The sequence below is a fragment of the Modestobacter altitudinis genome, from assembly GCF_005930475.1.
Taxonomy (GTDB): Bacteria; Actinomycetota; Actinomycetes; order Mycobacteriales; family Geodermatophilaceae; genus Modestobacter; species Modestobacter altitudinis.
Map to the genome: position 1 here is coordinate 14,988 of NZ_SJEW01000031.1, position 25,239 is coordinate 40,226.

A 25,239-nucleotide genomic window follows, 5' to 3' on the forward strand; every position below is an offset into this window, starting at 1 on the left:
TTCGCCCCATCTGCGGCTGCGTTCACCACCTAGGGTGAGCCTGTGCGCGTCGGAGTGATCACCAGGGAATGGCCGCCGGACGTCTACGGAGGGGCCGGGGTGCACGTCGAGCACCTCGTCGCCGCGCTGCGCGGCCTGGACGCCGGACCGGACATCGACGTCCACGCCTTCGGCGGCCCGCGGGTCCCGGGCCAGGCGGGGTACCCGGCGACCGGGTACGGCGTGCCCGCCGGCCTGGAGGCGGCCAACGGCGCGCTGCAGGCGGTCGGGGTCGACGTGGAGATCGCCGCGGCGCTCGGCGGCGTCGACCTGGCGCACTCGCACACCTGGTACGCCAACCACGCCGGGCAGCTCGCGAAGCTGGTGCACGGAGCGGCCCACGTGGTGACCGCGCACTCGCTGGAGCCGCGCCGGCCGTGGAAGGCCGACCAGCTCGGCGGTGGCTACCGGCTCTCCTCGTGGATCGAGCGGACCGCCTACCTGCACGCCGATGCGGTGATCGCGGTCAGCCGCGGCATGCGGGCCGACGTGCTGGAGGTGTACCCCGACCTCGACCCGGACAAGGTCGTGGTCGTGGGCAACGGCGTGGACGCCGAGGCCTACCGCCCGGTCGAGGCCCCCGACGTCGTCCGGTCGCTCGGGGTCGACCCGGACCGTCCCTACGCGCTCTTCGTCGGCCGGATCACCCGGCAGAAGGGCCTGGTGCACCTGCTGGCCGCGGCCGAGCAGCTGCCCGCCGAGGCCGGCCTGGTGCTGTGCGCCGGCGCCGCGGACACCCCGGCGGAGCGCGCGCAGGTCGCCGACGCGGTGGCCGAGCTGCAGACCCGGCGGTCCGGGGTGGTCTGGATCGAGCAGATGCTGCCCCGGGAGCAGCTGGTCCCGCTCATCACCGGCGCCACGGTCTTCGTCGTCCCGTCGGTCTACGAGCCGCTCGGCATCGTGAACCTGGAGGCGGCGGCGTGCGGCACGGCCGTGGTGGCCAGCGACGTGGGCGGCATCCCGGAGGTCGTCGACGACGGCCGGACCGGGCTGCTGGTGCACTACGACGCGGACCGTCCGGCCGACTTCGCCGCCGGCCTGGCCGCGCGGATGGCCGAGCTGCTGGCCGATCCGACGCGGGCGACCGCCATGGGCGCGGCCGGGCGGGAGCGCGTGCTCGCCGAGTTCGGCTGGCCGGCCATCGCCCAGGCCACCGTGGGTGTCTACGAGCAGGTGCTTGCCGCCCGCGGCTGACCTCTCCCCCGCGTCGGCCGGCCGCACCGGGCCGCTCACGGTCGGTCACGGCACTCCGAGCGGTGTCGGCCAGGAACGCCCTGCTGCACGTGCGGGTGCGACGCGTCCCGGTTGCCGGGGCGGGAGGACGAAACTGTCCGCACCCGAGGCCAGGGCCCCCGACCGGCCGTCCAGGAGCTCTGCGATGGACACCCCCGCACTCAGCCGGCGTGACCTCCTCAAGGTGTCGCTGCTCGGCGCCGCCGCGGTGGCCCTGCCCTGGCACCCCGGGCCCTCCCCGCAGGGCACCTCCCGCCTCGCGGCCAGCAAGCTGCCCCGGCCCTACACCGTGCCGTTCGCCGCCCCACCGGTGCTGCGGCCGATCGCGAGCGACGCCACCACCGACTGGTACCGGATCACCCAGACGCCCTTCGTCGGCGAGGTCCTGCCCGGCGTCGCGACACCGCTGTGGGGCTACAACGGCATGGTCCCCGGGCCGACGATCAAGGCCCGCCAGGGCCGGCAGACGGTGGTCCGCCAGGTCAACCAGCTGCCGGCCACCCACCCCACGCTCGGCTACGTGCCCTGGACGTCGACCCACCTGCACGGCATGCCGGCCAAGCCGCAGTTCGACGGCTACGCGAGCGACGTCTCGCAGCCCGGGGAGTGGAAGGACTACGTCTACCCGAACAGCGGCGCCGCCCGGACGCTCTGGTACCACGACCACGGCGTGCACCACACGGCGGAGAACGTGTACATGGGGCTGGCGGCGCAGTACCACCTGACCGACCCGCAGGAGGAGCAGCTGCCGATCCCGAAGGGCCGCTACGACCTGCCACTCATCCTCAGCGACGTGTCGTTCGCCGAGGACGGCTCGCTGCTCTGGGACGACCACGGCCACACCGGGGTCCTCGGCGACGTCGTCCTGGTCAACGGCCGCCCATGGCCCACCCTGCCGGTCGAGCAGCGCAGGTACCGGTTCCGGGTGCTCAACGCCTCGGTGTCCCGCGGGTACGCGCTCGAGCTCAGCACCGGCCAGCCGATGCAGGTCATCGCGACCGACGGCGGGCTGATGGCCGCGCCGCAGTCGGTGCAGCGGCTGCGGGTCGGCACGGCGGAGCGGTACGAGGTCGTCGTCGACTTCAGCTCGCTCGGGGTCGGCGCGACGGTCCAGCTGCGCAACGCCGGGGTGCCCGGCGCCCCGGCCGATGCGGGCACCGGCGAGGTGGTGCAGTTCGAGGTGACCGGGCCCGCGACGAGCACCGAGGGCAACGAGGTGCCCGACGCCCTGGGGAACCCGGCCGCGATGGCAGTGTCGCCGGCCTCGGCCCGGGTCACCCGGACCATGCGGTTGGACCGGAGGCGCGGGCTCTGGACCATCAACGGCGAGACGTGGGACGACGTCGTGGCCAGCGGGTTCACCCGGGTCTTCGCCGACCCGGCGGTGGGTGACGTGGAGATCTGGGAGGTGGAGAACCGCTCCCGGGGCTGGTCGCACCCGCTGCACACCCACCTGGTCGACTTCCAGGTGCTCAGCCGCAACGGCGCGCCGCCACCGGCGCAGGAGCTCGGCGCCAAGGACACCGTGTACGTCGCCGAGGGCGAGGTGGTCCGGCTGCTCGTCCAGTTCGGACCGGAGCACGGGCGGTACATGATCCACTGCCACAACGTGGCCCACGAGGACCACGACATGATGATCCAGTACCAGGTGGGGCCGTACGACGCCGCCAGCGACCCGATCACCGCCGCCCCGCCCCGCTCCGGACCGGAGACGCCGCTCGGCCCGCCGGGGTGAACGCCGTGACCGTCCCCGCTCCCACGGCCGCGCGGTGGCGGTGGGTGGCCGCCACGGCGCTGCTGGCCGCCGGCGGGCTGCACGTCGCCGTGACCGCCGAGCACCTCGCGGCCCACGACCTCGTGGTCGGTCTCGCCCTGTCGAGCGCGTACGCCCAGCTCGGTCTCGGGCTCTGGCTGCTGGTGGGCCCGTGGCTCGGCAGCACTCCGGGGACGGCGCCCCTGGTGGTCGCGCTGGCGGGGACGGTGCTGCTCATCTGCCTGTACCTGGTGGTGCACCTGACCGACCTGCTGGCCGGGATCACCGCCCCGGGGGCGGGCGGAGGCACGGCCGCTGACCACCCTCACTCCCCCGGAGCCCCGATCGACGTCGAGGGCCCGGTCGCCCTGGGCGGCCGGGCGCCGTCGCGCCCGGCGCCAGCCGACCTGCTGGGCACCGTGATGGTCGCCGCGGAGCTCGTGTCGGTGGTCGGGCTGACCGCGTTGCTCCCCCGGTCCTGGCGCGGCCGGGCGCTGGACGCACTGCTCGCGGTCGGCGTCCTGGTCTGGCTCGGGTGGCTGACCGGCGCACTGCGCTGAGCCCGACCGGCACGCGCCGCCCCGGTCAGAGCTCCGGCTTGAGCTGCACCTTCACGTAGCCGTCGGTCTTCTCCTGGAAGGCCTTGTACGCGGCCGGCGCCTCGGACAGCGGCAGCCGGTGGGTGGCGAAGGTGTCGACGCCCAGCGGGTCGGCGTCGGTGAGCAGCGGCATGATCTCCGGGATCCACTTCTTGATGTTCGCCTGGCCCATCCGCAGCTGGACCTGCTTGTCGAACAGCGTGATCATCGGCATCGGGTCGGCGGCGCCACCGTAGACACCGGAGACCGAGATGGTGCCGCCGCGGCGGACGATGTCGATCGCGGAGTGCAGGGCGTTCAGCCGGTCGACCCCCGCCTCCTGCATCACCGGCGCCGCGACGGCCCGCGGCAGCAACCCGACCGCCTTCTGCACCAGGCCGGTGGCCGGCGAGCCGTGCGCCTCCATGCCGACCGCGTCGAGCACCGAGTCCGGCCCGCGCCCGTCGGTCATGTCCCGGATGGCGTCGCCGAGGTCGTCCTCGTGCTCACGCAGGTCCACGACCTCGATGCCCCGCGCGGCGACCCGGGCCAGCCGCTCGGGCACCAGGTCCACGCCGATGACGCGGTAGCCCTTGTGCTGGCCGATCCGGCAGGCGAAGTCGCCGATCGGCCCCAGCCCCAGGACGACGAGGGTGCCGCCGTCGGGCACGCCGGCGTACTCCACGCCCTGCCAGGCGGTGGGGAGGATGTCCGACAGGTAGGCGAACCGGTCGTCGGCCGGGCCCTCGGGCACCTTGATGTGGGTGAACTGGGCCTGCGGCACCCGGAGGTACTCCGCCTGCCCGCCGGGCACCTCGCCGTAGAGCTTGGAGAAGCCGAACAGGGCCGCGCCCATCCCCTGGTCCCGCACCTGCGTCGTCTCGCACTGGGTGTACAGCTGCTGGTCGCACATCCAGCAGTGCCCGCAGGAGATCTGGAACGGGACGGAGATGCGGTCGCCGACCGCCAGGTCACCGACCGCCGAGCCCACCTCGACCACCTCGCCCATCGCCTCGTGGCCGAGCACGTCACCCACGCCCATGAAGGGCGCGAGCGGGTCGTACAGGTGCAGGTCCGAGCCACAGATGTTGGTCGTCGTCACCCGGATGACGGCGTCGGTCGGCAGCTGCACGAAGGGGTCGTCCACCGTGTCGACGCGGACGTCCTGCTTGCCGTGCCAGGTCACTGCCTTCAAGGGTGCTCCACTCATCAGGACGCGCTGGTGCGTCGTCCCTGAGCGGGTGCCCTCCCCTGGAGCAGCGCAACCCCGGGAGCCCGTCCTCAGACGACGGCGGTGCCGATCAGGCCCTTGCGGGTGACGAGGGCGGCCAGCTCGTCCTCGGCCAGCCCCTCGGTGCCGTCGGGACGGCGGGGCAGCACCATGTACCGCGACTCCGCGCTGGCGTCCCACACCGCGACCGACGTCCCGGCGGGCAGTTCGACCCCGAACTCGGCGAGCACGCCGCGCGGGTCCCGGACCACCCGGGAGCGGTAGGCCTCGCTCTTGTACCAGCCGGGGGAGGGCCCGAGCAGCGCGATCGGGTAGCACGAGCACAACGTGCAGACGACGACGTTGTGCTCGTCCGCGGTGTTGGCGACGACCTTGAGCCGCTGCTCCTGCAGCCCGCCGGCCATCGACAGCCCGACCTCGCGGATGGCGCTGTTCGCATCCGCCAGCAGCCGCTCGGCGAACCCGGGGTCGACCCAGGCCCGGGCGACGATCCGCGCACCGTTGGCCGGGCTGCCCCCGGCCAGGAACTCGTCGATGCGGGTGTCGATCTCCCCGGCGTCGAGCAGCCCGCGGGACTCCAGCAGCGACTCGACGTGCCGGACCTGCGCGGAGATCACCGAACTGCCGTGGTCGTCGCTCATGGCGCCTCCTCGATCGGGGTGAGGTAGTCCTGCCACAACTCGACGGTCACCGTGTGGTCACCGACGCCGAACAGGTCCGCGGCGGCGAACCGCACGTGCCAGACCGGCTGCGGGTCCGCCGGGACGCCGCGGGCGCGGTCGTCGGCCAGCGGGTGCCGCCCGGCCTGCTCGACCAGCACGCCGACCGCGCCGCGGGCGTACCGGGGCAGCCGGGTGTGCCCGGCCGGGTCGGTGGCCCGGGTGCGCACCCGCACGCCGGGCGCGAAGGGGTCAGTGCCCATCGGGGAGCTCGAGCTCCTCCGCGGCGACCACGCCCTTCTCCCGGAGCAGCGTGGTGATCGCGGCGAACCAGCGTTCGTAGTAGGAGGCCGCCAGGTACTGCTGCACCGGCAGCCGCTCCTGGGCGTCCCGGAACTCGTCGAGGTTGTAGACGCCCCGCTTGATCAGCGCGCCGTTGAGCGCGAAGACGTGCGCCTCCCAGTCGGAGTGGAACGGTGGCTCGTCCGGCTCCTCGATGACCGCCGGGAACCCGGCCATCCCGCCCACGTCGTTGACCCGGCTCATCGTCAGGGCCAGATCGAGGCGACGATGATCGCCGACACGGCCAGCGTCGAGGCCGCGCTGACCAGGCTGGCCGGGTGGAACGGCACCTGCACGAGCATGTGCCCCAGCTTGCCCGGCGTCAGCACGTCGAGCACCAGGAACGCGACCACCTGCAAGGCGATGCCGACCAGCCCGAAGACCACGGTGTCGGCGAGTGCGTCGCCGAAGCCGCTGGTGCCGTTGGTCCAGATGGTGGCGAAGGCGATGGCGCCCTGGCCGAGGAAGACGGCGGAGAGGGCGATGCCGGCGTTGACCGAGCGCTCCTCGTAGATGTGCTTGGCCAGGTGGCCGGGGGTGAGCAGGTCGAGGACGAAGGCGCCCACGATGAGGAGCAGGATGCCGACGCCGGTGTAGGCGACGGCGTATCCGATGCTGGCCAGCACAGAAGACCTCCGGGGTCGGGACGGCGGAGCGGTGCGAGCCTAGGGGGCCAGGTGACGCACTGGAGCGGCGCCGCCCCGAGCCTGCGAGGGGTGAGGCCGACGGGGTCCTCCGTCAGCCCCGCGCCGCTGGTGCCCTCTCGATCACCGCCACCCCCGGTCCGGACAGCAGCGGGAGGACCGCCCGCCGACCGGTGAGCAACAGCAGCAGCTCGCCGGTGCTGCCGTGCACGACCGGACCGGCACCGGCCTGCCAGTTCGAGTCGGTGGCGACCAGCCGCACCCCGCGCAGCCGCCGGCGCGGCCAGAACGGCCATCCCATCGACCACACCCGGGCAGCCGCGACGGCCGCCGCTGCCGGGGGGACCGCCCGGTGGCGCCCCAGCGGCACGACGATGTCCTGGCCGTGCACCAGGACATCGGTCAGCGGCTCGACCTGCGTCGTCCCCACCGCGTGCCGACGGGAGCCCACCATCGCGCGGATCTGCGCCACCAGCTGCTCCGGTGGCGCGCCGGCCGCGGCGCAGGCGGTGTCGTGCACCATCCGGTCGAAGCTCCCCCGTGCGCGGACCAGCGCCGGGACGGCGGTGGTCGCCCCGGTGTGCGCCAGCGTCAGGTGGGCCGCGACGTCTCGCACCCGCCAGCCGCTGCACAGCGAGCGGTGCTCCCACTCGGCGGGGGTCAGCTCGCTCAGCAGGTCCGCGAGGGTCGACCGCTCGGCATCGATCGTCCTCCAGAGCTCGTCGCGGTCCATGTCGGCCTCCTCGACCGGTACGGTTTGGTCAGGTTTCCTGACCATCCTCCGGCGGAGGCGGCCGCACAAGGGGCGCGATGACCGAGTCCGAGCAGAACACCGGGCTGCTGCTCTTCTACCCGTACCGGGCGATGGAGACCCGGGTGCTCGCCGCCCTGGCCGAGGCCGGCCACGAGGTCACGCTCGCCCAGGCCCGGCTGCTGCAGCGGGTGGCCCGCGAGGGCAGCCGGCTGACCGACCTGGCCGCCCAGGCGCAGGTGACCAAGCAGAGCGCCGGGTCCCTGGTCGACCAGCTCGAGGCGCGCGGCTACGTCGAGCGCGTGCCCGACCCCCGCGACGGCCGGGCGCGGCTCATCCGGCCGGCCCGCCGTGGGCTGGCGGCGGCCGCCCTGGCGGCACCGGTGGTGGCCGCGGTCGAGGCGGAGTGGACCGCCCACCTCGGCGAGGAGGCGATGGCCGCCCTGCGGGCGACGCTGACCCGGCTGCGCGAGGTCACCGACCCCTGGGCCTGACCTCTGGGCAGAAGTGGCCACTCCTGCCCCTCCGGGGGGCGTCGAGGAGTCCGAGGCCACGCCGTCGGGGTGGAACAGCGCAGGTCCGGGCGGTGCTGGACCTGGTGTGACGGACGCGTTGACCCTCTTCGACGACCTCGAGCCCGCCGAGACCCCGGTGGACAGCCGGCTGCTGCAGGTGCGCACCGTCTACGCCGAGCCCGCGGCCGCGGCGTCGGCGCGCGGCCGCCAGGTGCTGGCCCGCTTCCCCGACGCCGAGCTGGTCGAGGTGCCCTCGCACTGGCAGATCCCCGACCTGCACGGCAACGAGGGCAACGTCGAGCGCTGGGTGCGGGTCAAGACCGAGACGCTGGTGCTCGGGGTGAAGAAGGCGGTCTCCGTGCGGCCCAACGGCCGGTCGGCGGACTTCATCGCGCCCTCCACCGCCAACGGTTGCGCGATGGCCTGCGCGTACTGCTACGTGCCGCGGCGCAAGGGCTACGCCAACCCGATCACCGTCTTCACCAACATCGACCAGATCACCGGAGCCGTGCGCCGGCACGTCGGGCGGCAGGGCGTCAAGCCCGAGCCGAACGAGTGCGACCCGGTCGACTGGGTCTACGACCTGGGTGAGAACAGCGACTGCTCGGTCGACGCGCTGGTCAGCGACAACGTCGCCGACCTCGTGGCCACCTTCCGCACGCTGCCGACGGCCAAGGCGTCCTTCGCCACCAAGTTCGTCAACCGGCAGCTGCTCGACCTCGACCCGCAGGGCCGCACCCGGGTGCGCTTCTCCCTCATGCCCGACGCCGACGCGAAGCTGCTCGACGTGCGCACCAGCCGGGTCGACGAGCGGATCGCGGCGATCGACGACTTCGTCGAGGCCGGCTACGAGGTGCACCTCAACTTCTCCCCCGTCGTGCTGCGCGACGGCTGGGAGGCGGACTGGACGGCGCTGCTCCGCCAGCTCGACGACGAGCTCTCCGGCGCCGCCAAGGCCCAGGCGGCCACCGAGGTGATCATGCTGACCCACAACGAGCAGCTGCACGAGGTCAACCTGGGCTGGCACCCGCAGGCCGAGGAGCTGCTCTGGCGCCCGGAGCTGCAGCAGCCCAAGGTCAGCCAGAACGGCATGCGCAACGTCCGCTACCGCAACGACGTCAAGCGCGCCGGGGTGGACCGGGTCCAGGAGCTCATCGGCCAGCACGCGCCCTGGCTGCGGGTCCGGTACGCGTTCTGAGCGGAGCCCTGCCGGGGCACACCGACCCACGGCCGGCCCCGTCGGGCGGCCGGTGTGGGACCCTCGGCAGCCAGAGGTGGGGTGATCAGCCTCGATGCCGGGGGAGGGTCTGTGCGACCGGAGTCGAGTGCTGCGCTGCGCGCGCCGGCACTGCTCGAGGCCCTGCCCGACACCGTCGTCGTCGCCGACCGCGGCGGGCGCATCGCGTACGTGAACCCGGCGGTCAGGACGCTGCTCGGCCACCGTCCCGAGGACCTGGTCGGCCAGTCGCTGACCGTGCTCATGCCCGAGCGCCTGCGCCGGGGGCACGGGACCGGCTTCGCCCGGTATGCGGCCACGGGACGGGGCGAGCTGGTCGGGGCGACCACGCAGCTGCCCGCCCTGCACGCCGGCGGTCATGAGGTGCCGATCGACCTCACGCTCTCCCGCCTGGCCCCCGAGGGTGACGACGGCGATGGCGCCCTCGTCGTCGCCGTCCTGCGTGATGCCAGCACGACCATCCTGCTGGAACGCCAGTTCCAGGTGAGCCGGTACCTGGCCGCCATCCAGCGGGTCACCGCCGCGCTGACCGAGGCGCCGGACGCCGACGCCGCGTTCCGACAACTCCTGTCGACCATCTGCACCGAGCTGGACTGGGACGCCGCGATGATCTGGCGGCCCGACGAGTCCACCGACCGGCTCCGCTATGCCGGCGTCTGGGCTGCGCCGGAGGTGGCCGTGCCGCGGCTGCACGCCCAGGCGCACGGGTCGGCCCTGAGCCGGGGGCATGGACTGCCCGGCATCACCTGGCAGCAGCGCACGCCGGTGGTGATCGAGGACCTCTGGAGCGACGCGCGCTTCGTCCGCGGGGAGAGCGCCCGGGCCGACGGCATCCGCACCGGCCTGGCCTTCCCCGTCCTGCACGGGGACACCCTGCTGGGGGTCTGCGAGCTGTTCTCCCGCCGGGCACGGCCGGTCCCGGCCGACCTGCTCGACGTGCTGGCCACCGCCGGCCGGCAGATCGGTCAGTTCCTGAGCCGGCTGCGCGCCGAGTCGCAGGTCCGCTCGCTGGCCGAGACGCTGCAGCGCAGCCTGCTGCCGCCCTCGCTACCGACCGTCCCCGGCGTCGAGCTGGCTGCTCGGTACCGGGCAGGTGGTGAGGGGCTGCTGGTCGGCGGCGACACCTACGACGTGCTGCCGCTGCCGGACGGCAGGTGGATGGTCCTCATCGCCGACGTCTGCGGCAAGGGCGCCGAGGCAGCAGCCACGGCCGCTCTCGCCCGGCACACCGCTCGGGCCGCGGCAACCGCCGCCTTGTCCGGGCCTGCCGACGTACTGCAGGCGGTGAACTCCGCGCTCGTCCGGGACGCCGGCGCGGGCCCGCTGCGCTTCGTCACCGCCTGCTGTCTGGTGCTCCGGCCGCACGAGGGCGGCGTGACCGCCCGACTCAGCATCGCCGGTCATCCGCGGCCGGTACTGCGCTCACCCGCCAGGGAGTGCACCGAGGTGGGCGACCCGGGCCGCCCGCTCGGCGTCGCAGCCGAGACGCGGTACCAGGAGATCGACGTCGAACTGCCGGCCGGGAGCACCGTGGTGCTCTACACCGACGGCGTGACCGAGGCCCGGGACGACGCCGGTGTCCAGTTCGAGGAGACCGGCCTGATCCGGGTGCTGGAGAGCATCCCGTCGGGCTCCGCCGAGGAGACCGTGGAGGCCGTGCAGAACGCCGTCGACCGGCACCGGGAGGGCTCGCCGCACGAGCGGGACGACCTGGCTGTGCTCGCCCTCCGGTGCTGACCGCCCGGCTCTCGCTGCTCGACCGCGCACGGACCCGGGTCGGGGAGCCCGACACCGCGGCCCTGACCGGCGTCGTGGAGCGGGCCGTCGCCGCCGAGCGGCTCGGGTACGCCCGGTTCTGGGTCGCCGAGCACCACGGTGTGCCCGGCATCGCCGGGTCCGCGCCGGCGGTGCTGCTCGCCGCGGTCGCCGGGCGCACGGCGACGATCCGGCTCGGCTCGGCCGGCGTGATGCTGCCGCACCACCAGCCGCTGGTGGTCGCCGAGCAGTTCGCCACCGTGAGCGCGTTCGCCCCCGGCCGGGTCGACCTGGGGCTGGGCCGCTCCCCCGGCTTCACCCCGCCGGTGCGCCGGGCGCTGCGGGAGACCGAGCGGGACTTCGCCGCCGACCTCGCAGAGCTGCGCGGGTACCTCACCGGGACGGCGGAGATCACCCTGCACCCGCAGCCCGCCGGGCCGGTGCCGCTGCACGTGCTGGCCACCGGCCGCGGGCTGCAGGTCGCCGCCGAGCTGGGCCTGCCGGTGGTCGTCGGCGGTCCGCTGCTCGGCGTGGCCGGCGACCCGGGACCGGGGCGGGCCGCGCTGGCGGACTACCGCCGCCGCTACCAGCCCTCGGCGCAGCAACCGGAGCCGCGGGTGGCGATCAGCCTCGACGTGCTGGTCGCCGACACCGCCGCCGAGGCCGCCGACCTCCTCCTGCCGGAGGCCTGGGCGATGGCCCAGGCCCGCACGACCGGGGCCTTCCCGCCGCTGGAGCCGGTGGCCGCCCTCCGGGGGCGGACCCCCACCGCGCGCCAGCAGCAGTACCTGGAGCAGACCGCCGCCGGTGCGGTCGCGGGCACCCCCACGCAGGTGGCGAGCCGGCTCGCCGAGCTGGTCGAGCGCACCGGCGCAGCCGAGCTGGTCGCCGCCGGCAGCACGTTCGACCGGGCCGCGCTGGCCGCCTCCGACGCGGCCCTCGCCGAGCTCGCCGGGGCTCAGCTGGTGGCGGGCAGCGCGGCCGCGATGGCGTCGCCGTCGGTCCCGTAGACGACCGGCACGTCCCCGAACCGTTCCTGCCGGGACGCTCCTCCGGTCGTGTCCCGCAGCAGCACCGCGCGCACCCGGTCCGGCTGGGCGCGGGCGAACTCCTCGTACAGCGCCGGGTCGTGCTCGCCGGTGTCCCCGACCAGCGTCCAGCGCACCCCGGGCAGGTCCGCGGCCAGCCGCTGCAGCGAGGTGCGCTTGTGCGAGCGGCCGTCGCGGAACCAGCGGGTCGGGGTCGGGCCCCAGTCGGTGAGCAGCAGCGCACCGGGCGGGAAGCCGCTGTGCTCCAGGAACCGGCTGAGCGGGCCGGCCAGGTTCCACGGCCCGTTGCTGAGGTAGACCACCGGCACGTGCGGCGCCCCTGACGTCAGCTCGCGGAGCAGCCGCGCCATGCCGGGCACCGCCTGCCGGCGGGTCATCGGCTGCACGAAGGTGCGCCAGGCGGCGCGCAGCGGGGTGGCGATGCCGGTGACCAGCACGGTGTCGTCGATGTCGCAGACCACGCCGCGTGCGGCGTCCGGCGAGGCGAGGTGGACCACGGTCGCGGACGAGCGCTCACCGGCGGTCAGCCGCACCGGCAGCGCCCCGACGTCGGGCAGGTCCAGGGTCAGGGTCGCGTCGATCAGCCCGTCGTCGTCGCTGCGCACCACCGTGCGGGTGCCGGCGACGTCGACGACCACCTCCGCGGCCGCGCTCTCCAGGGTGAGGAACCGCTGCCAGCCCGGCACCGCCCGGCGGTCCTCCGGATGGGCGCCGGCCGGGGCCAGCAGCACCCGGCCGAGCACCCGCACCCGCCCGCCGCTGCCGTAGCCGGGATGGGCGAGGACCGTCGCCGTCCAGCCGGCGCGACGGGCTCCCCGGGACAGCAGTTCGCGGGTCGCGGCGTCTCCGCGTCGGGCCAGGGCAGGGAGGGAGACCACCCGGGCAGCGTGCCATCCGGACCTGCCCCGGCGGACACGCCGCCGCACGAGGCGCCGGACGGGCGGTTCGGCACGCTCCTCGACGGTTGCAGTCCGCACCGCGACCCGCAAGGGTCGCGGGATGCGCAGACGCGAGTTCCTGGCCCTCGGCGGCGCGTTCGTGCTGGCCGGTTGCACCGCCGAGGCCGCCCGACCGACCGCCGCCTCGGCCCCGGTGACGACGACCGCCGCGTCGACCCCGACCGCCACGCCGACGCCCACCCCGGTGGCGCCCCCGACGCCCGGGACGCCGGAGGAGATCACGGCGCGCTCCACCGTGCCGGTGCTCTGCTACCACCAGCTGCGCGAGTTCGAGGCCGACGACGGCGCGTACACCCGGTCGATCACCACACCACCGGCGGTGTTCACCGCGCAACTGCAGGCGCTGCGCGACGGCGGCCGCACGCCCGTCCGGGCCGAGGAGCTGGTCGACCACCTCGAGTTCGGCACCACGCTGCCGGACCGGCCGGTGCTGCTGAGCTTCGACGACGGCTCGGCCACCCACGTCACCGTGGCGTTGCCGGCGCTGCAGGCGATGGGCTTCCCGGCGGTCTTCTTCCCGATGACCGTCGTGCTGGACAAGCCGGACTGGCTCAGCAGCGAGGACCTCCGCCGGCTGGACGCCGCGGGCATGACGATCGGCGCGCACACCTGGGACCACCAGCGGCTGGACCGGCTCCCCGACGACCAGTGGACGACGCAGCTCGACGAGCCGGCCGCCACGCTGGCGGAGATCCTCGGGCACCCGGTGGACCTGATGGCCTACCCCTACGGCGCCTGGGCGCCGGAGACCCTCCCGCACGTGGCGTCGGCGGGGTACCGGGCGGCCTTCCAGCTCTCCGACCCCGTGGAGCCGACCCAGCCGATGCTCTCCATCCGCCGGATCATGCCGCCGCCGACCTGGGACGGCCCGACGCTGCTCGCCCACCTCGACTCGGACTTCGGCCCGGCCGGCTGACCGCCGTCGGCGTCCTGCGCCGGGCCGGGCGGGCCGTGGGACCAGCCTGGCACCGGTCGGACACGCGCGCCGATGCGGTTCCACCTGGGCGCGGGCTGTGCCACCGTGCAGCGTCCGTCGACCCCCCGAGGAGGCCCTGGTGCCGGCCGTCGAGCTGCACGCGGTGAGCAAGAGCTACACCCGGCGGGGCAGACCGCCCCAGAAGGCGCTGGACGACCTGCACCTGGTCGTCGAGTCCGGCGGCGTGCACGGCTTCCTCGGCCCCAACGGCTCGGGCAAGACGACGACGATCCGGGTGCTCCTCGGGCTGGTCCGGGCCGACGCCGGCGACGTGCGGCTGCTGGACCGGCCGGTGCCCGCCGGGCTGCCCGAGGTGATCGGCAGCGTCGGGGCGCTGGTGGAGACGCCGCTGTTCTTCCCGGGCTTCTCCGGCCGGCGCAACCTGCGGCTGCTGGCCGAGACCGCCGGTGTGCCCCGCGGCCGGGTGGAGGAGGTGCTCGACGTCGTCGCCCTGCGCGACCGGGCCGACGACCGGTTCAAGGGCTACTCGCTCGGCATGAAGCAGCGGCTGGGCATCGCCGCCGCGCTGCTCAAGCGCCCGCGGCTGCTGGTCCTCGACGAGCCGAGCAACGGGCTGGACCCGGCCGGCATCAGGGACGTGCGCGAGCTCATCCGCCGGCTGGGCTCCGACGGCTCGACGACGGTGCTGCTCAGCTCGCACCTGCTGGCCGAGATCGAGCAGGTCGCCGACTCGGTCTCGATCATGGCCCGCGGCCGGTGCATCGCCTCCGGGCCGGTGCGCGAGGTGCTCGCCGGGCGCTCGTCCGGCGACGTGCGGGTGCGGGTGCCCGACCGCGCCGCAGCAGCCGCGGTCCTCACCGCCGCCGGGTACCGGGTCAGCCCCGCCGACGACGCGCTGCTGGTCTCCGCGGTGCGCGCGCCCGGCGAGGTCACCCGGCTGCTCGCCGAGCACGGTCACTACCTGGAGGAGCTGTCGCCGGTGGCCGCGGACCTGGAGAGCGCGTTCCTGGCGCTGACGGCGGACCCGGCATGAGCGCCGTCCTCACCCCGCCACCGACCGCCCCGGCCGGGTCCTTCGGCGGTCTGGTGCGCGCCGAGACGCACCGCTTCCTGGCCCGCCGCTTCATCCGGGTGCTGCTGCTGGTGGCGCTGGCCGGCTGGGCGACCGCGCTGGTGGTCTCCCTGCTGGCGTTCCAGACACCGAGCCCGGAGCGGCTCGCCGAGGCCCGGGCCGCGCAGCAGGAGCAGATCCAGCTGGCCGGCGAGGGCCGGGAGCAGTGCCTGGCCGACCCGGCCCGCCCGGCCGACGTCGCCCCCGACGACTGGTGCGGGCCGCCGGCGACCGCCGACCAGCTGCCGCTGTCGATGTTCCTGCAGCCCGAGCCCTTCTCGCTGTCCGCGGACGGCACCGCCGGCGCGGTATCGGTGGCCGCGCTCGCCGCAGCCCTGGCCTTCCTCGTCGGCGGCACCTTCGTGGGGGCGGAGTGGTCCACCCGGTCGATGGTGGCCCTGCTGTTCTGGGAGACCCGCCGTCCGCGGGTGATGGCCGCCAAGCTGCTGGTCACCGCGGTCGCCTCGGCGGTGCTCGGGCTGCTCATGCAGGCGCTGTGGCTCGGACTCGCCACCCTGCTGCAGTCGGTGGTCGGCGACGGGGTGACCCCGCCGGCGGGCTTCTGGTCCGAGCTCCTGGGTGCGCAGGGCCGCGGCGTGCTGCTGGCGGTGTTCGCCGGGCTGCTCGGGTTCGGGCTGACCAACCTGCTGCGCAACACCGGTGCGGCGACCGGTGTCGCGTTCGTCTACGTCGCGATCGCGGAGAACGCCGTCCGGGCCCTCCGGCCGGCCTGGCAGCCGTGGCTGCTGACCAACAACGCCGCCGCGCTGGTGCTGCCCGACGGGCTGACCCTGTACCTGGACGACCGCGTCGACTCCCAGGGCGTCTACCGACAGGTCGAGTACCTGCTCACCAGCGGGCAGGCCGCCGCCTTCCTGACCCTGGTCACCGCGGCGGTCGTCGGCGTGGGCGTCGTCCTGTTCAACCGCCGCGACCTGCACTGAGGTGCGGCGGGCACCGTTGTGGCAGGAACGCTGCGGCGACAGGACGGCGGCGCCCGCCCCGACCCGCTGGCTACCGTGGGCGGCGTGGCCCGGGTCGTCGTCGTCGGTGCGGGTCTGGGCGGCCTGGCGGCCGCCGCTCGGCTGGCCGCCGCCGGCCATGCGGTCACCGTGGTCGAGGCGGCGCCGCAGGTCGGCGGCAAGCTCGGCTGGTACGCCCGTGACGGCCACGGCTTCGACACCGGGCCGAGCCTGGTCACGCTGCCCCAGGTCTTCGAGGACCTCTTCGCCGCCACCGGCGCACCGCTCGCCGACGTGCTGGACCTGCAGCGGCTCGACCCGGCCGTCACCTACCGGTTCGCCGACGGGACGACGACCTCGGTGCCCGGGTGCCTCGACCGGGTCCCGGGCGCGCTGGACGACGACCTCGGGGCCGGCCGCGGTGCCCAGTGGGCGGCGCTGCTGGCCCGGGCCGAGGCGATGTGGGCCGCGACCGAGCAGCCGTTCCTGCGCTCGCCGCTGGCCGGCGCGGCGACGCTGGCCCGGCTGGCCCGGCGGACCGCCGACCTGCGCACCATCGCGCCCGGGCGGACGTTGCGCGGCATCGGCCGCGGGTACCTGACCGATCCGCGGCTGCGCATGCTGCTGGACCGCTACGCCACCTACTCCGGCTCGGACCCGCGCCGGGCGCCGGCCGCGCTGCTGACCGTGCCGTGGGTCGAGCAGGCCTTCGGCTCCTGGTACGTCCGCGGCGGGCTGCGCCGGCTCCCCGAGGCGGTCGCCGACCGGGCCGTGGAACGGGGCGCCGTCGTCCGCACCGGCGCCGCGGTGGCCGAGGTCCTGATGAGCGGTGGGCGCGCCGCCGGGGTGCGGCTGGCGGACGGCGAGCGGGTGCCGGCCGACGTCGTCGTCTGCAACGCCGACGCCGCCGCCCTCTACGGCCGGCTGCTCCCCCGCCGGGCCCCGGTGCGCCGGGCGCGGGCGGCGCTGCGCCGGGTCGACCCGTCCTTCTCCGGCCTCGTCCTGCTGCTGGCGCTCGACGGCCGGACACCCGGTCTGGCGCACCACACCGTCCTGTTCCCCGAGCGCTACGACGCCGAGTTCGACGCGCTGTTCGGTCGGCGCGGCCCGAAGCGGCCGGTCGAGGACCCGACCGTCTACGTGAGCGCACCCGACGACCCGGCGACCCGGCCCGACGCGGCCAGCGAGTCGTGGTTCGTGCTGGTCAACGCGCCACGGCACGAGCCCGACGGCGGGCTCGACTGGGACGCTCCCGGCGTCGCCGACGGCTGTGCGGACCGGGTGCTGGCGACGATGGCGAGGCGGGGGCTGGACGTCCGGGACCGGGTCCGCTGGCGGGTGGTGCGCACCCCGGCCGACCTGGAGCGGGAGACCGGGAGCCCGGGGGGCTCCATCTACGGCACCTCGAGCAACGGCGCCCGGGCGGCGTTCCTCCGGCCGGCGAACGCCTCTCCGCTGCCCGGCCTCTTCCTCGTCGGCGGCTCCGCCCACCCCGGGGGCGGGCTCCCGCTGGTCGCGCTGTCCGCCGAGATCGTCGCGGGACTCATCGGCCCGGCATGACGGAGGACCCCGCTGCGTGCTCGCGGCGGGGTCCTCCTGCGGGGTCCTCCTTCAGGCGTCGCGGTGGCGGAAGACCAGCCAGCCGGCCAGCAGGAGCGCCGCCACCTCGGCGGTGAAGACGGCGAACCCGGTCCACGGCGCGAGCAGCTCCGGGTTGAAGGAGACCGGTGTGGCCACCCCGCTCCCGGCGTTGCCCGGCAGCAGCTTCGCCACCCACTCCCCCCACGTCCCGGGCAGCAGGAACGCCATGTTGCCGACGACGAAGACCAGCGCCAGGCCGATCGACAGCGCGGCCGCGGTGTGCCGGACGAGCAGCCCGATCGCCATCGCGAACAGGCCCAGACCCGCCAGGTACAGGCCGCTGCCCAGCATCGAGCGCAGCACGCCGTCGTCGGACAGCGCGATGCCGATGCCCTCCCGGTCGAGGAACCAGTTGCCGCCCAGGTAGCCGGCGAACGCCGTGACCACGCCGGCGACGAGCAGCGTGCCGGTGAGCACCGCTGCCTTGGCGGCCAGCACGGCGCCTCGCCGGGGCGTGGCCGACAGCGTCGCCCGGATCATCCCGGTGCCGTACTCGCTGGTCACGATCAGCGTGCCGAGGGCCAGCGCGGTGATCTGGGCGAAGAACAGGCCCCAGGTGATGAACGAGGCCGGCGACTCGTCGGCCTCCCCGCTGGCCAGCCAGGCGGCGCTGGTGGCGCACACCAGGGTGGTCAGCCCGGCGCCGAGCACGAAGAGCATCGCGGTCGACCAGCCGGTGGAGCGGACCGACCAGAACTTCAGCCACTCGGCGTGCAGCGTGTCGGCGGCCCGCGGGTGCCGCCGCGCGCCGGGGACGTGCCGGTCGGGATTCAAGGCGACGGTGTCGATCATCGGGTGGCCTGCGCTTCCTGGGGAGCCGGGTGCGTGGAGTACTCCACGCTGTCGGCGGTGAGGGTCATGAAGGCCTCCTCCAGCGAGGACTGGACGAGGGTCAGCTCGTGCAGGAGGAGCCCCGCCCCACCGACCAGCTCACCGATGCCGGCCGCGTCGAGCCCCTGGACGCGGAGCTCGGCGCCCTGGCGGTCGACCTCCAGGCCGCGGCCGCGCAGCAGCGCCTCGACGTCCCCGGTCCGGGGGCTGCGCACCCGCACGTGGGAGGCGGCGTGGTCGGCGATGAACTCGGCCATCGAGCAGTCGGCGAGCATCCGGCCGCGACCGACCACGAGCAGGTGGTCGGCGGTGAGCGCCATCTCGCTCATCAGGTGGCTGGAGACCAGCACCGTCCGGCCCTGCCCGGCGAGCTCCCGGGCGAGGGTGCGCACCCAGCGGATGCCCTCGGGGTCCAGTCCGTTGACCGGCTCGTCGAGGACGACGACCGGTGGCTCGCCGAGCAGCGCCACCGCGATGCCCAGCCGCTGGCCCATGCCCAGGGAGAAGCGGCCGACCCGCTGGTCGGCGACGGCGTCGAGGCCGACGAGGTCGAGCACCTCGTCGATGCGGGTGCGCGGGATGCCGTTGCTGGCGGCCAGCCAGCGCAGGTGGTTGCGGGCGGTGCGCCCGGGGTGCAGCGCCCGGGCCTCGAGCAGCGCGCCGACCTCGCGCAGCGGCGCCGCCGAGTCGGCGTAGGAGTGGCCGTTCACGGTGACGCTGCCGGCGGTCGGCCGGTCCAGGCCGAGCACCATGCGCATCGTCGTCGACTTGCCGGCGCCGTTCGGGCCGAGGAAGCCGGTGACCCGCCCGGGTTCCACGGTGAAGCTCAGGTCGTCGACGGCGAGCTTGGGGCCGAAGGTCTTGGTGAGCCCGCGGGCGACGATCATCGGGTCCCCCGGAGCGGCCGGGGAGGTGTGGTGTCCATGCCCAGCAGCCTGTCGACGCGCGACTGCCCGGACCATCGGGGAGCGCCCTGACCCGACCCTGAACCGTCCCCGAGCCCCGACCCCGAGGTGTCGGGTCAGCCGGTCGGGGTCTCCCGACGGAGGGCCAGCGCCAGGACGGCCGGGACGTCGAGGACCTCCCCGGCGGCCAGCCCTTCCTCGACGGCGCAGTCCCCGAGCGCCGCGCGCGCCTGCGCCTCGGCCCGCGCGCGCAGCTCCGGGTCGGGGAGGTAGTAGCCGTAGACCCGCGAGCCGACCCGCTCGCGCAGCCCGTGCGCCGCGCCCAGCAGCACCGCCGCGCGGTCGTGCGCACCTCCCGCGCCCTCGACCACCGCCAGGCTCTCCACGAAGAAGGCCAGGTTGGCCAGGTCACCGGTCTGCTCGGAGAGCTCGATCCCCTCGACGAGGTGCTCCCGCGCCGCCGCCGGCCGGCCCTCCGCGAGCTCGGCCTGGACCAGCCCGAACAGCGCGACGTAGGTGGCCAGCCGGTCACCGCGGCGGCGTGCCGAGGCCAGTCCCCGCTCGATGTGCGGCACGGCGCCGCGCGGGTCGCCGGAGACCTGCCGGACCGTGCCCAGCCACACGTGGGTGAGCGCGGCGACCCAGTCGGTGGCCGGGCCGACCCGCTCGGAGACCGCCAGGGCCGCGACGAAGAACGGCTCGGCCCGGTCCGGTGCGCCGCCGCCGAGCGCGGCGAGGCCCTGCCCGGCGAACCCGTAGGCCTGGCCCTCGAGGTCCCCGAGCGCCACCGCCAGCTCCGCCGCCTCGGACCACCGCGCCCCGCTGTGCGGCAGGTCGCCCTGCGCGAACGCCATCGACGCGGCGGTGAGCATCGTCCGCACCCGCACCTCGGGCGGCTGGTCCCGCTCCAGCGCGGCCTCGGCCAGCCGGCGCCCCTGCCGGAGGCGGCCGCGCAGCCACCAGAACAGCCACAGCGCCCACGCCATCCGGCCGGCCCGGGAGCCGTCGCCGACCTGCAGCCACCACTCCACCGCGGCGGCCAGGTTGGCGGCGTCCCGCTCCGCCCGGTCCAGCCAGCCGACCTGCTCACCACCCTGGTAGCCGGGCGCCGCCTGCTCGGCGAGTTCGAGGTAGAAGGTCGCGTGCGCGGTCCGCGCCCGGCGCGCCTCCTCCTCGCCCAGCAGCGACCGGGCGAACTGCAGGACAGGTTCGAGCATCCCGTAGCGGCGCGCGCCGCCCTCCCCCGACACCTCGACCAGCGAGTGCTCCACGAGCCGCTCCAGCGAGCCGAGCGGGTCCTCCAGGTCGGCCGCGACCGCCTCGGCGGCCTCCAGCGTGCAGCCGCCGGTGAACACCGCCAGGCGCTGCAGCAGCAGCCGGTCGGGCGGGTCGAGCAGCCGGTGGCTCCAGTCCAGGGTCGCGCGCATCGTGCGCTGCCGCGGCGGCAGGTCCGCGGCGCCGTCCCGGCTCATCGCGTCGTCGAGCCGCTCGAGCAGCGCGGCGGCGTCCAGCACCCGGGCGCGGGCGGCGGCGAGCTCGAGTGCCAGCGGGATCCCGGCCAGCCGCCGGCAGAGGGCGGCCACCGCGGTCGCTCCCCCCGGGCCGCTGCCGAAGTCCGGCGACACCGCCCGGGCCCGGTCCAGGAACAGGGCGCCGGCGGCGGCCGACGCGACCTGGGTGAGGTCCCGGGCCACCGTCGGCGGCAGGGCCAGCGGGTGGACCGCGTGCTCCCACTCGCCGCGCAGCCGCAGCGCCGCCCGGCTGGTGGCCAGCACCACCAGCCGGGGGCACTGCTCCAGCAGCCGGGCGACGACCGGCACCGCTCCGGGCAGGTGCTCGAGGTTGTCCAGGACGAGCAGCAGGTGTGCGTCGCGGAGCTGGTCGACCACCCGGCCGTCGAGGTCGCCGTCCTCCACCGTCGGCAGGCCGGTGACCCGTCCGATCGCCGGGAGGACCAGCGCCGGGTCGTCCACCGCGGCCAGCGCGACGAAGGCGACGCCGTCGGCGTACCTCCCCGCGGTGCGCTCCGCGACGGCCAGGGCGAGCCGCGTCTTGCCCACGCCCCCGGTGCCGGTGAGCGTCACCAGGCGGGCGTCGGAGCGGTGCAGGGCCTCCGCGACGGCGGCCACGTCGTCGTCCCGGCCCAGCAGCGCGGTCACCGGCGCCGGGAGTCCGCGCAGCACGGCCGTCCGGTCGCCGCGGCCGGGTGGGTCGGCGGGCACCGCGACCAGGCCGGTGCTGGCCACCGCGGACAGCAGCGCCGCGCGTTCGGTCGGAGAGCTGTCGAGGGCGTCGGCGAGGGACCGCACGGTGTGCGGGTACGGGCGTCGGCGCACTCCGCGCTCCAGGGCGCTGACACCGTGCACGGTCAGGCCCGCCCGCGCGGCGAGCTCCTCCTGGGTCAGCCCCCGGGACTCGCGCAGGCGTCGGAGCAGCACGGCGAACGACTCCGGCGGGACGGAGCCGGCGGTGACGTCCGGCGGCGGCACGCCGGGAGCCTACGACCCGTACAGGGCCCGTACAGCGCGACTGTGCGTCCGCTGGTCGTGGTGCACCGCGGCCCGACCGGCCAGGGTCGTCCCTGGCGCGGCGCGACGGGGCGCCTCCTCGTCGCGGCCTGCTCGCCATCGGTGCGCCCGCGACCCCCTGCCCCCGGGCCGGCGGTCGCCCGTTCAACAGCGAGCGGGCGACCGCCCGGTGCGGCCCGCGGCCACGTCAGCTGCGGGCCGCGCCGAGGCCCAGCACCGCGGCCAGGCCGAGGGCGCTGCGCGGGGCGTACGGGCTCCGCCACAGCCCGCCGTGCGCCGCCCCGTACGCCTCGTCCTGCCAGGGGTGCGGGTGTGCGGGGCCGCCCCCGGTGTTCAGGTCGTGCACCAGCAGCGCCGCCATCAGCACGTTGGACGTCGCCGGCTCGAAGACCTCCACCCCGAAGCGGTGCGCGCCGGCATAGGCCGCGGCCAGTGCGCGGTTCTTGAGCACCGACCGGGTGCGCGTCGGCGGCGCGACGTTCATCGAGACGGTGCTGCCCGCGGCCCGGGCGACCGAGGCGCGCCACCGCTGCAGCCGCTTGGCCAGCGCGTAGTTGGGACCCTGCTGCGGCACCAGGCTGTCGTTGACCCCCGGGTCCGAGCCCGGCAGGTAGTTGCGGCGGAGCAGCCGCCCGGCGGACAGCGTGCGCAGCGGCCGGCCCAGCAGCTTCCCCACCGCCGAGCGCCGGGCGTAGCCGGCGACGGAGGCCTCGACCGCCTCGCCCGGGACGGCGAACACGTCGGTCGGGGTGGCCAGGAAGGCCAGCGCCAGGTCGGGGCGGGCCTCGGTCAGCCGGAGGGTGAGCGCGTCGACGGCGACGGAGACCCGCACGTTGGTGGCGCCGTCGGCGTAGACGTAGTTGCCCAGGACCGGCGTCCCCGGAAGACCGGTGAGCCAGTCGGCCACCTCCGGGACCTCGGTGATCAGGTCCGCGCCGGCCGCGTCGTCCGCACCGACCGGGAGCAGCAGGGTGCCCGCCCCCCGGCGGCCGGTGTCCCGGACCCGCTGCCACAGCGCCGGCCGGGGCAGGTCGACGGCGGCCACCCGGGCGCCCCAGCGCAGCAGGGCGGTGAGCGGGCCCATCTCCGCGCCCGCCCCCAGCACGGCGACCGTGCGGTCGGGCAGCGAGAGCCACTCGGGGTGGTCGGCGACCGTGCGCACCGCGTCGGCGCAGCTCGGCTCGACCACGCCCGCGTCGACCCACGCGGTCAGCCGGCGGTCCAGCGCCTCGCCCCGCAGCCGCTGGCCGGCGAAGGGCAGGGACAGCTCCCGTTCGGGCTCGGCCTCGCCGCGCACCTCGACCGTGGTCAGCTCAAGGGCGGCCGTGGCGGTGCGCAGGGCGGCGAGGTCGGTCTCGCCGTCCGGACCGGCCACCCGCATCCGGGTGTGCAGCGAGTCGAGCCCGGCGGCGGCCACCTGCAGGGCCGCCTCGCGGGAGGCCAACCCGGCCTCCACCGTCCGGCGGACGTGCGTCAGGTACCCGGCCCGCCAGTTGGTCTCGTGCTCGGCGGCGAGCGCACCGGCGTGGTCGACCGGGCGCAGCGCGTCGGCGACGACGGCGCGGCCGAGCGTGGCGGTGCTGCGCCGCCCGTCCGCTCCGGCGGGGAAGACGACACCTCGGAGGTCCTGCTCTGCTGGGCCGGTCACCCGGCCGATCCTGCCCGACCGACCGCGGGACGGCGCTTGCTGGCGCCGTCCCACGGTCCCCGGTCTGCTACTCGGTGCCGAGCTTCTTGTCGGCCATCGTGACGCCCTTCTCGATCTGCGCGTCGTGCGTGCCGCCGGTCTTCTGGTCGACGACCTGGCCGGCCTTGTCCAGGCCCTTGTCGCTGACCTGCTCGCCCTTGTCGCTGCTCAGGAAGTCCTTGGCCTTGTCCGCCATGCCTGCCATGTCGTTCCTCCTCGCATCGGTCGCGCCGGGTGCGCGGCTCAGCAGTGCCTGCCCAGGACGCGCCGGGTCCAACCGGGAGGCGGTCAGTCCAGGACGACGGGCCCGGGCAGCTCGGCCGGCGCCCCGGCCTCCAGCCAGCGCAGCAGCGTGCGGGCGGCGAACCCGGTGCCGCCGCGGACCAGCTCGGCGTCGTCGCTGCCCGACCGTGCCGGTCCCGCGATGTCCAGGTGTGCCCAGGGCAGGCCGCCGGTGAAGGGCTGCAGGAACAGCGCGGCGGTCGTCGACCCGGGGTTGCCCGGGGCGTTGTTGGCGTCGGCGACCGCGGACTCCAGCTGCGACCGCAGGTGCCCGACGTGCTCGTCGGTCAGCGGCATCCGCCAGAACGGCTCACCGGCGTGCCCGGCGGCGGTGAGCAGCGCGTCGGCCAGGCCGTCGGTGCTCGCGTACAGCCCGGCGGTGCGCGAGCCCAGCGCCGTCCGCATCGCGCCGGTGAGCGTCGCGACGTCGACCAAGACGGTCGCGCCCAGCGCGAGGCGGGCGTGCGCGAGGCCGTCGGCGAGCACCAGCCGGCCCTCGGCGTCGGTGTTCAGCACCTCGGTGGTGCGCCCGCCGACGTGCCGGACGACGTCGGCGGGCCGGTAGGCGGCGCCGGACACGGAGTTCTCGCACAGCCCCACGACGGCGCTGACCGCGACCGGCAGCTGCAGCCGGGCCGCGGCGTCGACGACGGCCAGCACCGCGGCGGCGCCGGCCATGTCGGTCTTCATGTCCCGCATGCCGGCGTTGGGTTTGATCGAGATGCCGCCGGTGTCGAAGGTGACGCCCTTGCCGACCAGCACCGGGTGTCCGGCGTCGGCCGTGGCCGGCCGGTACGTCGCGACCACCACCCGCGGCGGCGACGCGGCGCCGCCGCCGACGGCGAGCACCCCGCCGAAACCGCCGGCGACGAGCTCCGCAGCGCCGAGCACGGTGACGGTGACGTCGGCCGGCCCGCGCAGTCGCTCGACGGCCTGCTCGGTGAGCCAGCCGGGGTCCGCGGTGTCCGGCGGGGTGTTGACCAGGTCGCGGGCCCACGCCACGGACTCCGCGGTGACCTGCCCGGCGCGCGCGGCCCGGGCCACGGCGTGGTCACCGGCGTCGGCGCAGACGATCGTCACCTCGGCGAGCCGGACCGGGTGCGGGCCGGAGGTCTCCCGGAACCGGTAGCCGGCCAGCAGCACGGTCTCCACGGCGGCGCGCACCTCGTCGGCGCCGGCCGGTGCCACCCCGGTGTCCAGCGGCAGGACCAGCCGGCGGGCACCGTGCTCGGCGAGGGTCTGGCCGCGGCGGACGGCGACCGACACGTAGGAGCGCAGCTCCGGCACGGTGGCGTCGCCGACGCCGACGGCGACCACGCTGCGCGGCCGGCGGCCGGGCACCGGCACGTTGGTGATCCCGCCGGGCTTCCCGCCGTTGCCGGTGTCAGCGAGCGCGCCGGCCAGGAACCCCGGGTCGACCGGCGGCTCGGTGGCCGCGGTCAGCCACTCGGGCAGCGCCCCCCTGGCCCCGACCGGCACGGCCAGGACGTCGTCCTCGCCCAGCGCCGGCAGCGCGGCGACGACCTCGACCCGGGGGAACGGCGCGGCCCCGGTCGCCGGCAGGGTGCCGGCGGCCGGGGCCGTGACGTCGTCCGCGGGGCTGCCGGGCG

The 25,239-nt window shown here is 75.7% G+C and carries 24 protein-coding genes; 11 read left to right on the plus strand and 13 right to left on the minus strand.

The features are described 5' to 3' along the window. Positions 1-42: 42 nt before the first annotated feature. From glgA to FHL79_RS13120, 3 genes are all read left to right on the plus strand, one after another. On the plus strand, positions 43-1,233 hold the full coding sequence (gene glgA / locus FHL79_RS13110; protein WP_138759038.1) for a glycogen synthase: 1,191 nt from the start codon (positions 43-45) through the stop codon (positions 1,231-1,233). 184 nt (positions 1,234-1,417) lie between these two features. Beyond that, positions 1,418-3,007: a multicopper oxidase family protein gene (locus tag FHL79_RS13115; RefSeq protein ID WP_138759039.1), complete on the plus strand. Its 1,590-nt coding sequence runs from the start codon at positions 1,418-1,420 to the stop codon at positions 3,005-3,007. A 5-nt stretch (positions 3,008-3,012) separates the two neighbouring features. After that, entirely contained in the window at positions 3,013-3,585 is a 573-nt protein-coding gene (locus tag FHL79_RS13120) for a hypothetical protein (RefSeq protein ID WP_138759040.1), read from the plus strand. A gap of 25 nt (positions 3,586-3,610) precedes the next feature. On the opposite strand, the gene FHL79_RS13125 is transcribed toward FHL79_RS13120, so the two are convergent. The 6 genes from FHL79_RS13125 to FHL79_RS13150 form a co-directional block, all read right to left on the minus strand. After that, complete coding sequence (locus FHL79_RS13125; protein WP_246080743.1) at positions 3,611-4,789, minus strand: alcohol dehydrogenase catalytic domain-containing protein; 1,179 nt, start codon at positions 4,787-4,789, stop codon at positions 3,611-3,613. A gap of 95 nt (positions 4,790-4,884) precedes the next feature. Next, positions 4,885-5,475, minus strand: a complete 591-nt coding sequence (locus FHL79_RS13130) for a nitrile hydratase subunit alpha (RefSeq protein WP_138759042.1) — start codon at positions 5,473-5,475, stop codon at positions 4,885-4,887. Beyond that, positions 5,472-5,756 carry an SH3-like domain-containing protein gene (locus FHL79_RS26350; protein WP_138759043.1) on the minus strand — a complete coding sequence of 95 codons (285 nt, stop codon included), beginning with the start codon at positions 5,754-5,756 and terminating at the stop codon, positions 5,472-5,474. The genes FHL79_RS13130 and FHL79_RS26350 overlap by 4 nt, the downstream gene beginning before the upstream one ends. Then, the gene (locus tag FHL79_RS26355) at positions 5,746-6,039 is read right to left on the minus strand and encodes an SH3-like domain-containing protein (protein ID WP_138759044.1); all 294 of its coding nucleotides are present in this window, start codon (positions 6,037-6,039) and stop codon (positions 5,746-5,748) included. The genes FHL79_RS26350 and FHL79_RS26355 overlap by 11 nt, the downstream gene beginning before the upstream one ends. A gap of 2 nt (positions 6,040-6,041) precedes the next feature. After that, positions 6,042-6,461: a DUF350 domain-containing protein gene (locus FHL79_RS13145; RefSeq protein WP_138734584.1), complete on the minus strand. Its 420-nt coding sequence runs from the start codon at positions 6,459-6,461 to the stop codon at positions 6,042-6,044. Between the two features lie 112 nt (positions 6,462-6,573). After that, positions 6,574-7,212: a maleylpyruvate isomerase family mycothiol-dependent enzyme gene (locus tag FHL79_RS13150; protein WP_138759045.1), complete on the minus strand. Its 639-nt coding sequence runs from the start codon at positions 7,210-7,212 to the stop codon at positions 6,574-6,576. A gap of 77 nt (positions 7,213-7,289) precedes the next feature. On the opposite strand from FHL79_RS13150, the gene FHL79_RS13155 reads away from it, so the two are divergent. From FHL79_RS13155 to FHL79_RS13170, 4 genes are all read left to right on the plus strand, one after another. Next, the gene (locus FHL79_RS13155) at positions 7,290-7,724 is read left to right on the plus strand and encodes a MarR family winged helix-turn-helix transcriptional regulator (RefSeq protein WP_138759046.1); all 435 of its coding nucleotides are present in this window, start codon (positions 7,290-7,292) and stop codon (positions 7,722-7,724) included. A 106-nt stretch (positions 7,725-7,830) separates the two neighbouring features. Then, positions 7,831-8,943, plus strand: a complete 1,113-nt coding sequence (locus FHL79_RS13160; protein WP_138759047.1) for a spore photoproduct lyase family protein — start codon at positions 7,831-7,833, stop codon at positions 8,941-8,943. Positions 8,944-9,054: 111 nt separating this feature from the next. Continuing rightward, positions 9,055-10,719, plus strand: a complete 1,665-nt coding sequence (locus FHL79_RS13165) for a SpoIIE family protein phosphatase (RefSeq protein WP_138759048.1) — start codon at positions 9,055-9,057, stop codon at positions 10,717-10,719. Continuing rightward, a complete protein-coding gene (locus FHL79_RS13170; RefSeq protein WP_246080735.1) occupies positions 10,713-11,747 on the plus strand; it encodes an MsnO8 family LLM class oxidoreductase in 1,035 nt (344 codons plus the stop codon). Before FHL79_RS13165 ends, FHL79_RS13170 begins: the two co-directional genes overlap by 7 nt. Here FHL79_RS13170 and FHL79_RS13175 read toward each other — a convergent pair. Continuing rightward, complete coding sequence (locus FHL79_RS13175; protein WP_138759049.1) at positions 11,696-12,664, minus strand: App1 family protein phosphatidate phosphatase; 969 nt, start codon at positions 12,662-12,664, stop codon at positions 11,696-11,698. The two genes, FHL79_RS13170 and FHL79_RS13175, sit on opposite strands and share 52 nt — an antisense overlap. 121 nt (positions 12,665-12,785) lie before the next feature. On the opposite strand from FHL79_RS13175, the gene FHL79_RS13180 reads away from it, so the two are divergent. From FHL79_RS13180 to FHL79_RS13195, 4 genes are all read left to right on the plus strand, one after another. Continuing rightward, positions 12,786-13,661, plus strand: coding sequence for a polysaccharide deacetylase family protein (locus tag FHL79_RS13180; protein ID WP_138759050.1), 876 nt, complete (start codon positions 12,786-12,788; stop codon positions 13,659-13,661). A 139-nt stretch (positions 13,662-13,800) separates the two neighbouring features. Further along, positions 13,801-14,715, plus strand: a complete 915-nt coding sequence (locus FHL79_RS13185; RefSeq protein ID WP_138759051.1) for an ABC transporter ATP-binding protein — start codon at positions 13,801-13,803, stop codon at positions 14,713-14,715. After that, entirely contained in the window at positions 14,712-15,737 is a 1,026-nt protein-coding gene (locus tag FHL79_RS13190) for a hypothetical protein (protein ID WP_138759052.1), read from the plus strand. The genes FHL79_RS13185 and FHL79_RS13190 overlap by 4 nt, the downstream gene beginning before the upstream one ends. 84 nt (positions 15,738-15,821) lie before the next feature. Further along, a complete protein-coding gene (locus tag FHL79_RS13195) occupies positions 15,822-17,315 on the plus strand; it encodes a phytoene desaturase family protein (RefSeq protein ID WP_138759053.1) in 1,494 nt (497 codons plus the stop codon). 51 nt (positions 17,316-17,366) lie between these two features. Here FHL79_RS13195 and FHL79_RS13200 read toward each other — a convergent pair whose 3' ends face one another. The 6 genes from FHL79_RS13200 to FHL79_RS13225 form a co-directional block, all read right to left on the minus strand. Then, positions 17,367-18,188 carry an ABC-2 transporter permease gene (locus tag FHL79_RS13200; RefSeq protein ID WP_138759054.1) on the minus strand — a complete coding sequence of 274 codons (822 nt, stop codon included), beginning with the start codon at positions 18,186-18,188 and terminating at the stop codon, positions 17,367-17,369. Further along, on the minus strand, positions 18,185-19,114 hold the full coding sequence (locus FHL79_RS13205; protein ID WP_138759055.1) for an ABC transporter ATP-binding protein: 930 nt from the start codon (positions 19,112-19,114) through the stop codon (positions 18,185-18,187). The genes FHL79_RS13200 and FHL79_RS13205 overlap by 4 nt, the downstream gene beginning before the upstream one ends. Before the next feature lie 134 nt (positions 19,115-19,248). Then, a complete protein-coding gene (locus FHL79_RS13210) occupies positions 19,249-21,621 on the minus strand; it encodes an ATP-binding protein (protein ID WP_138759056.1) in 2,373 nt (790 codons plus the stop codon). 226 nt (positions 21,622-21,847) lie between these two features. Next, the gene (locus tag FHL79_RS13215; protein ID WP_138759057.1) at positions 21,848-23,308 is read right to left on the minus strand and encodes a hypothetical protein; all 1,461 of its coding nucleotides are present in this window, start codon (positions 23,306-23,308) and stop codon (positions 21,848-21,850) included. 67 nt (positions 23,309-23,375) lie between these two features. Then, the gene (locus FHL79_RS13220) at positions 23,376-23,552 is read right to left on the minus strand and encodes an antitoxin (protein ID WP_138759058.1); all 177 of its coding nucleotides are present in this window, start codon (positions 23,550-23,552) and stop codon (positions 23,376-23,378) included. 83 nt (positions 23,553-23,635) lie between these two features. Continuing rightward, positions 23,636-25,108, minus strand: a complete 1,473-nt coding sequence (locus tag FHL79_RS13225; RefSeq protein ID WP_138759059.1) for a leucyl aminopeptidase family protein — start codon at positions 25,106-25,108, stop codon at positions 23,636-23,638. Between the last annotated feature and the right edge of the window lie 131 nt (positions 25,109-25,239).

What these genes read in the sequence shown, in the direction of transcription:
- FHL79_RS13190 (WP_138759052.1), top strand. Translation starts at nt 14,712, where the DNA reads ATGAGCGCCGTCCTCACCCCGCCACCGACCGCCCCGGCCGGGTCCTTC.
- FHL79_RS26355 (WP_138759044.1), bottom strand. Translation starts at nt 6,039, where the DNA reads ATGAGCCGGGTCAACGACGTGGGCGGGATGGCCGGGTTCCCGGCGGTC.
- FHL79_RS26350 (WP_138759043.1), bottom strand. Translation starts at nt 5,756, where the DNA reads ATGGGCACTGACCCCTTCGCGCCCGGCGTGCGGGTGCGCACCCGGGCC.
- FHL79_RS13130 (WP_138759042.1), bottom strand. Translation starts at nt 5,475, where the DNA reads ATGAGCGACGACCACGGCAGTTCGGTGATCTCCGCGCAGGTCCGGCAC.
- FHL79_RS13205 (WP_138759055.1), bottom strand. Translation starts at nt 19,114, where the DNA reads ATGATCGTCGCCCGCGGGCTCACCAAGACCTTCGGCCCCAAGCTCGCC.
- FHL79_RS13115 (WP_138759039.1), top strand. Translation starts at nt 1,418, where the DNA reads ATGGACACCCCCGCACTCAGCCGGCGTGACCTCCTCAAGGTGTCGCTG.
- FHL79_RS13155 (WP_138759046.1), top strand. Translation starts at nt 7,290, where the DNA reads ATGACCGAGTCCGAGCAGAACACCGGGCTGCTGCTCTTCTACCCGTAC.
- FHL79_RS13150 (WP_138759045.1), bottom strand. Translation starts at nt 7,212, where the DNA reads ATGGACCGCGACGAGCTCTGGAGGACGATCGATGCCGAGCGGTCGACC.
- FHL79_RS13180 (WP_138759050.1), top strand. Translation starts at nt 12,786, where the DNA reads ATGCGCAGACGCGAGTTCCTGGCCCTCGGCGGCGCGTTCGTGCTGGCC.
- FHL79_RS13220 (WP_138759058.1), bottom strand. Translation starts at nt 23,552, where the DNA reads ATGGCAGGCATGGCGGACAAGGCCAAGGACTTCCTGAGCAGCGACAAG.
- FHL79_RS13200 (WP_138759054.1), bottom strand. Translation starts at nt 18,188, where the DNA reads ATGATCGACACCGTCGCCTTGAATCCCGACCGGCACGTCCCCGGCGCG.